Below are 6,886 nucleotides of genomic sequence, written 5' to 3' on the forward strand. Positions count from 1 at the left end.
GACGCAATAAAAGATTACGCTGATAAGACCAATGGAGAAGTAATTGACGCAGCCAAATAAGAATTGGCGCTCTCGCTAGGGATCGAACCTAGAACTCGGCCTCCGGAGGGCCACGTGATATCCATTTCACCACGAGAGCACGCCGACAATAATACTGTCTAAACCTACGAATTACCAGAGAATGAATACCTACTTGGCTAAGATATCAACAAGATAGTTACAATTAAGTTGTAATTTACTCGCATTTTTTAAGAAAAAACGCTTTAATTAAAAGATTCACTTGAAGCATGCCTAGGGTCTGTTGACCTTTGCGGTTCTATTTTTGCTCTCTTTGAGCGTGCTTTTATCGCGGCGTTCGATGTGTGGCCTAGTCATCTAAGCGAATATCGAACAACAACAAGAAAAGTGCGCTCAAAAGAGCCGAGAGGCAGCGCTTGATTGACTTTTCTACAGCGTTATCGGCTGACTCACATGGAATAACCATGCCACGCAGCCTCTGCCTTGTATAAAAGCCAATCAAGCTACTGCAAAAACGAACTTTAAAGATCAACAGACCCTAATTACTAGGAGAACAAAATGGCATTAATGACTACAGAACAAGTTGCAGAATTCCTTGGCGTAAAAGAAGAACGCGTCCGTCGTTTAGAACGTGAGAGCTTGCTAATTGCTGCTGAAAAAGATGATGCAGGCAACGCAAAATTTAACGAAGATGACGTAAAGCGCTATAAAGAATTAGCTGAGCGTATTGGTGGCATTTAATCGTTTATCAACGGTTTTAATGCAAGAGCATGGTTTTTAAAGCCATGCTTTAAATACCAAAAGTAACAAATCAAGTTATAAACTTGCTGGTAAAGATTTAGCTTTTCTAGCTGCTTTTTTGAAATTTTAGATTGCTCAAAATAGACACTGAGTAACTGATTTTTATCCTGCTCACTCAATTTTAGCGAACTACTTAGCGCTGCTAAATCAAAATACACATCATTTAAACCAACATACTCACAATCGATAATCCAGCTGTCGCTTAATGAAAAAAGCAGGTTTTCTATTACTAAGTCATTATGGCATACACCGATTAATGGCTTACAAGCGCGCAATTTAGCAATCAGTTCAATAACATCATTTTGATAATCAGAAAATTCTTGCAAATCATTAAAGCTATTGAATGTATGCTCAATATTTATGGTATCAAAATCATATTCAAGCTTTAGCTGATGAAGCTTTTTTAGTTTGGCAACTAAAAAAGGAAGGTGCAGACGTTTATCGAAGTCTTTATGCTCTATAAACTGATAAGCAATGAGTTTTTCTTCAGCGTTAAGAGCAACAATCTTAGGCACAACCTTAATTTTGGCTAAGCTTTTTTCAACCTCGGTTACTTTAAAGTTATCCTGCTTATCGAAATGTTTAATAACTAATGTGTTTTCACACATTGTTTCCACTTTAATGCAGGTGTTATTTACTCCTTGGGTTAAGGGAGATGCATTTTTTACAACAAAACCTAAACCAAGTTTAGATAAATAGCTTTGGCACTCATTAAGCAAAAGCTTGCTCTCTTGGTGGTTCATAATGCTCACGCCACTGCAAATAACCCCAAATCACCATACCAGTGTAAATAGCGAATAAAACAACTGTTGGGAAATACCCTTTTTGCAAATAAAGGTAGATTGATGCAGCATCAATCACTAACCAATAAAACCAGTTTTCAAGTACCTTTTTGGCAACTAGGTAAGTGGTCATCACCGCAAAACAGGTGGTAAAAGAATCTAGATAAGCAAAATCTGCATGTGTATAGTTGTCCATCACATAACCCAAGGTTAGTGAAATTAAACTTGTTACCGTGATGATGATAAGGTGTGTATTGAACTTCCAACTTGAGATGGGTAGCGCTTTTTTTTCTTTGCCATTTCTCCAACAGTAAAAACCGTAAACGGCCATTGCCAAATAATAAAAATTAAGCAAAGACTCCATTAATAGAGCGCCGTTCCAAAACAATAAAGTATAAATAAACGTACTCACAAAGGCGCACGGCCAAGCCCATAAACTCTCTTTCATCACAAACACTAAATAAGCAAGCCCTAAGGTTACAGCGATGTATTCCCAATAACTCATTGCAGTAAAACCGCTTAGTGCTTGTGATAAAAATTCCATTTATGCCTCTGTATTTGGTGATAAATCACCACCGATAAATTTACAAACAAAAATTGCTTTGCCAAATTCTTGGTGAGAACGTTTAATTTCGCTGGTTACTGCGCTCATCACCATATCATAATCACCAAATACTTGAGTAGACATGGTATTAGTGATTACCTCTAAATTTGGGTGGTCGTTTAAACGGTCAATAAACCCTTTAATAAATGGAATGTAGTCTTGATGCAGCGGATATTTACTAATTTCGACTGATAGTTTCATAGCTTAAGTTTCAGGTTTCAGATTTCAGATTTCAGATTTCAGATTTCAGATTTCAGATTTCAGAAGAGCTTAGCAGCCTCTTCTGAAATCTAAAAAATTACACTTTATATATTAATACTGATAGCTAAAGCTTACGCCTGCCATACGTGGCTCAGCAAATTGCACATAAGTATGGGTTTCGTAAAAGTCTCGAGGATCATTACCAAACTCAAAACCACGGGTCGCATACTCTTGATTAAACATGTTGCGTACCCAAGCGCTCACTTCCCAGTCACCTTGCATATAACCAATTTTAGCATTGACTAGATTAACACTTTCAGCCCTTGAATCGTGACTATCTGAGAAATAGTAGTCATCTTTGCCTTCAATACCTAAATTAACAAACAGATTATCCGTTGCATCAAAACGCGCTGAGAATGCATAGTTGTAGCGCGGTGCTTGAGCTTGTTCTCGGCCATCTTTGCTCTCGCCATCTGCATTAACAAATTCATCCATTCGGGTGCGTAAATAACCTAGCGCACCATTTATGCTTATGCGGTCAGTTAATTGATAACGACCGTCAATTTCTAAACCATAGTTACGGCCACTGGCTGCATTATCAAGGTAACCCACAAACACAGGCTCTGATGTTTCATCGGCTTTGTATTCTTTATAAGCCTTAACTTGCATATTATCTCGGTACATATAAAACGCCGCTAAACGAAGTACCAATCGCTTATCTTTTGACACGCCTTTAACACCGAATTCACCACTCCATAAATATTCTGGATCAAAATATTTAATGGTTTCAAAAAAGCTTTGATCTACGCCTTCATCACGCGCTTTAGCCAATGCTTCACCATTTACACCACCCGCTTTATAACCACTCGTAAGGCTGGTATAGATCATCGCCTGCTGATTTACTTGATGCTCAAGAGCAAGTTTTCCACCTACCATTGAATCATCAACTGATTCAACAATTCCATTGTTATCACTGTAATCACCTTGATAATTTTCAGCGCGTAGACCTGTAATTAGCATAGTGCGTTCATCAATGCGCGTTTCTAATTGGCCAAATAAGGCAAGGTTATCAACTTGATATGTTGACTTAAAGAGGTTGTCTGGTCCAAACCAAGAATAATCACGGGTTAACTCTTCATCTTTAGTTTGATAGTACACACCTGCAATCCAATCGCCCTCTTTGCTTTGAGCGTTTAGCTCTAAAGAGCGGTCTTGACGGTCGCGAGAGTATTCATCGGTAGAACTATAACCCCACGGGTGAAGGCCCGCTTCACATAATTCAGCTTCATTTACATTTTTACATACCCAGTCTTCATCATAGCTATAAAGTAAATCTGCATTAAGTGCTGTTACATTAAAGTTGATGTCAAACACATCTAATCCTGAGAAATTATTGCGCCAGCTAAATGCAACACTTTCTTGATTATCTTGGCCAGGCTCATCAGCTACAGAATTGCGTGAATTATCTAAGGTAAAGGCATCATAGCCATTTTCAATGTCGATATAATGCACATTGATTTCACTGACGAACTCATTGCTAAAGTCCGATTTAGCTTTAAAGCGAGCAACAAATTCGTCTTGATCTTGTGTTGCTTCGTTTAGATAAATGTTATCAACGTAACCATCAGATACATTTTGATAAACACTGCCTCGGAATCCAACAACATCATCAATACCGGCACCTGCAGCAACACCTAAGTTATACGAATTATAATTACCAACACCCAGTTGTACCTTGCCTTGCGCACTTGTTGAAGCTGATGTTGTATTAATATGGATCATCCCCGCCATTGCATCAGCACCAAAACGAGTGCCTTGCGGGCCGCGGTAAATTTCAGCTTGCTCAGTATCAAACAATAATGCCGAGCCACCTAAACCTGAATAATTAATGCCATCAATAAGTAAACCGACCGACGGGTTTACTGGGTCAACAAATTGCGAGCGTAAACCGATACCACGAATTTGAATAAAACGACCACGTGAAGCACCAGATGTATAATTTACGTTAGCTGCGGTGTTTAAAAGCTCATCTAAATGAACTGCATTTCTTAACGCAATGTCTTGCTCACCAAGCACGTGAACACTCGCGCTTAAGGTTTGCACACTCTCTCGTTTAAAGTCGCCAGTCACAGTAATGATTTCAAGGTTATCTGAACCTTGGTTCGCAATACTGGTTGCTGATATTGATGAAAGAATAGCTACAGAGACAAGTTTTAGGCTGGTTTTCACTTTGGTATCCAGTTTTTAAGGTTGTTGAACATAAAATTACCGCATAGTTTATAAGAAGTTAAAAAGGTAAGCGAGAGAAGTTCGTATTTGAAAGCATAAGTCGTACCTCTTTTTTGCAAAGATTCGGTAAACTGCATAAAAATTTTATTGAGAAAACAAAAATGACATTTCGTTTAGAACTAAAAGTAAGAGATTACGAATGCGACTTACAAGGCATAGTGAATAACGGCGTATATTTTAACTACCTCGAGCATGCTCGCCATGAGTTTTTACATGCTAATAACATTGATTTCGCAAAACTGGCAGCCGAGAAGATTAACTTAGTAGTTGTACGTAGTGAACTTGATTTTAAAACATCATTAAAACCGGGCGATGAATTTTTTGTAGAAGTAATACCAACACGGCTATCAAAACTAAAATTTGGCTTTCGCCAACGTGTTATTCGTAAGCACGATGAAAAAGTTGCGGTTGATGCGCTCGTTATCGGTACATCAGTTAATGAAAAAGGCAGGCCATTTTTACCAACTGAAATAGATGCACTTTTTCCTATTGAATAATTCAGTTAAAAATCAGTAATCAAAAAGGATGCTCAAAAGCATCCCTTTTTACAGTGATAGCTAAGTCAATATTAGCTATTAGTGTAACCATTTGGATTTTGACTTTGCCAACGCCATGCATCAACCATCATATCGTTTAACCCACGCTCGGCTACCCAGCCTAAATCGTTTTTCGCTTTTTCTGGGTTTGCATAACTAGCACCAATATCACCTTCACGGCGAGGTTGAATCTTATACTTGACTATTTTACCAGAAGCCAGCTCAAACGCTTTAACCATTTCAAGCACAGAAAATCCATTTCCAGTGCCGAGGTTATACACTAACGCACCATTAGCAGTTTCTAATTTGCTAAGCGCTTTCAGATGTCCAAGAGCAAGGTCAACCACATGTATGTAATCGCGTACACCTGTGCCATCAGGAGTGTCGTAGTCATCACCAAACACGCCTAAACACGCTAATTTACCAATCGCAACTTGCGAAATGTAAGGAAGTAAGTTGTTTGGAATATCGTTAGGATCTTCGCCGATCAGACCTGATTTATGTGCACCAACAGGGTTAAAGTAACGTAAAATCGCAAATCGCCATTTTTCATCTGAAACAGCTAAATCTTGTAAAATACGTTCAACCATATATTTAGAGGTACCATATGGGTTACTTGTACCGCCAACTGGTGCTGTTTCAACAACAGGTAACATTGCTGGCGTACCATATACATTTGCTGATGAGCTAAACACTAGTTTATAAATACCTGCTCTATCCATAGCAGCTAGTAAATTAAGAGTGCCTTGAACGTTATTCTCGTAATACTTATGTGGCAAGGATATAGACTCATTTACAGATTTAAGGCCAGCAAAATGAACGACACTCTCAATGTTATGCTTGGTAAATATAGTATTTAAAAGTGTGCTATCTAAAATATCACCTTGATAAAAGGTCACTGATTTATCGGTGATTTTTTCTACGCGTTTTAATGCTTCTTGTGATGAATTTGATAGGTTATCAATGACAACTACATCAACTCCAGTTTGTAAAAGTTCTACCACAGTATGAGAGCCAATATACCCTGCCCCACCAGTAACCAATACCGCCATTTGTTAAATCCTTAAACTCTAAGAGTAGTAATCGCCAAACACTTTATAAAAGCGTGCTAGCTCGTTTTCAGCTAATTGATTTATTCCTGCGGCTGCTGCTCGCCCACCACCGGTTGCAAATTGGGTTACTACTTGATCCGCACCTTGCTTATTATTGAGTGGTGCCCTAATACTCACAGTATAGCCCGAGTCTTTATGATGAGTGAATACAGCATGGGCTTTATCTGGCGATTGATTGGCAAGCTCATTGCCTAAAACACCGCTAACACGCCTTGCCCAGGCTGCATCTTCAAGCAAAATAACTTTAACGGCATCCGTTTCATATATCACTTTTGCTGCTTGCGCCTTTGCCATATCTGCATTGTATAGCGCCTCAAGTTGATAAAAAACCGAATCTTTTTGTTCAATCAACGAAAATGGCGACGGGTATTCGAGTAATAACTCAAAAAGCGCTGCTGGGTGGAAGTGTAAATCTTCAACAGTGCTGCCATAGCCGTTGTAGTTAATATAAATGCCTAATGCTTTTAACTTTTCTTTTTGCTCTTTGGATAAACCAAGCTTATCTGCCTCAGTATCTGCTGTGGCAATCATATTATCACCATA

At 38.7% G+C, this 6,886-nt stretch carries 7 protein-coding genes, 1 tRNA gene and 1 pseudogene; 2 read left to right on the forward strand and 7 right to left on the reverse strand.

Annotation, left to right across the window (positions count from 1 at the left end; translation table 11 throughout):
- Positions 1-64: 64 nt before the first annotated feature.
- Positions 65-139, reverse strand: a tRNA-Arg gene (locus tag ABYD77_RS16715).
- 437 nt (positions 140-576) lie between these two features.
- Between ABYD77_RS16715 and ABYD77_RS16720 the strand changes: the two genes are divergently transcribed.
- Positions 577-759, forward strand: a complete 183-nt coding sequence (locus ABYD77_RS16720; protein WP_010561097.1) for a helix-turn-helix domain-containing protein — start codon at positions 577-579, stop codon at positions 757-759.
- Here ABYD77_RS16720 and ABYD77_RS16725 read toward each other — a convergent pair.
- The 4 genes from ABYD77_RS16725 to ABYD77_RS16740 form a co-directional block, all read right to left on the reverse strand.
- A complete protein-coding gene (locus tag ABYD77_RS16725) occupies positions 756-1,562 on the reverse strand; it encodes a phosphotransferase (protein WP_372771239.1) in 807 nt (268 codons plus the stop codon). The two genes, ABYD77_RS16720 and ABYD77_RS16725, sit on opposite strands and share 4 nt — an antisense overlap.
- Complete coding sequence (gene pnuC / locus ABYD77_RS16730) at positions 1,531-2,145, reverse strand: nicotinamide riboside transporter PnuC (protein WP_372771240.1); 615 nt, start codon at positions 2,143-2,145, stop codon at positions 1,531-1,533. The genes ABYD77_RS16725 and pnuC overlap by 32 nt, the downstream gene beginning before the upstream one ends.
- Positions 2,146-2,406 (reverse strand): hypothetical protein, encoded by a 261-nt coding sequence (locus ABYD77_RS16735; RefSeq protein ID WP_372771241.1) that lies wholly within the window; start codon positions 2,404-2,406, stop codon positions 2,146-2,148.
- Positions 2,407-2,517: 111 nt separating this feature from the next.
- Entirely contained in the window at positions 2,518-4,635 is a 2,118-nt protein-coding gene (locus ABYD77_RS16740) for a TonB-dependent receptor (RefSeq protein WP_372771242.1), read from the reverse strand.
- A 161-nt stretch (positions 4,636-4,796) separates the two neighbouring features.
- On the opposite strand from ABYD77_RS16740, the gene ABYD77_RS16745 reads away from it, so the two are divergent.
- Positions 4,797-5,192, forward strand: a complete 396-nt coding sequence (locus tag ABYD77_RS16745) for an acyl-CoA thioesterase (protein WP_372771243.1) — start codon at positions 4,797-4,799, stop codon at positions 5,190-5,192.
- Between the two features lie 71 nt (positions 5,193-5,263).
- Here ABYD77_RS16745 and galE read toward each other — a convergent pair whose 3' ends face one another.
- Together galE and ABYD77_RS16755 are read right to left on the reverse strand one after the other, a co-directional pair.
- Positions 5,264-6,283: a UDP-glucose 4-epimerase GalE gene (gene galE / locus ABYD77_RS16750; protein WP_372771244.1), complete on the reverse strand. Its 1,020-nt coding sequence runs from the start codon at positions 6,281-6,283 to the stop codon at positions 5,264-5,266.
- Positions 6,284-6,301: 18 nt separating this feature from the next.
- Positions 6,302-6,886 (reverse strand): annotated as a pseudogene (locus ABYD77_RS16755) (DHH family phosphoesterase); the annotation flags it as partial.

This window comes from Pseudoalteromonas sp. (assembly GCF_041629635.1).
Classification (GTDB): Bacteria; Pseudomonadota; Gammaproteobacteria; order Enterobacterales; family Alteromonadaceae; genus Pseudoalteromonas.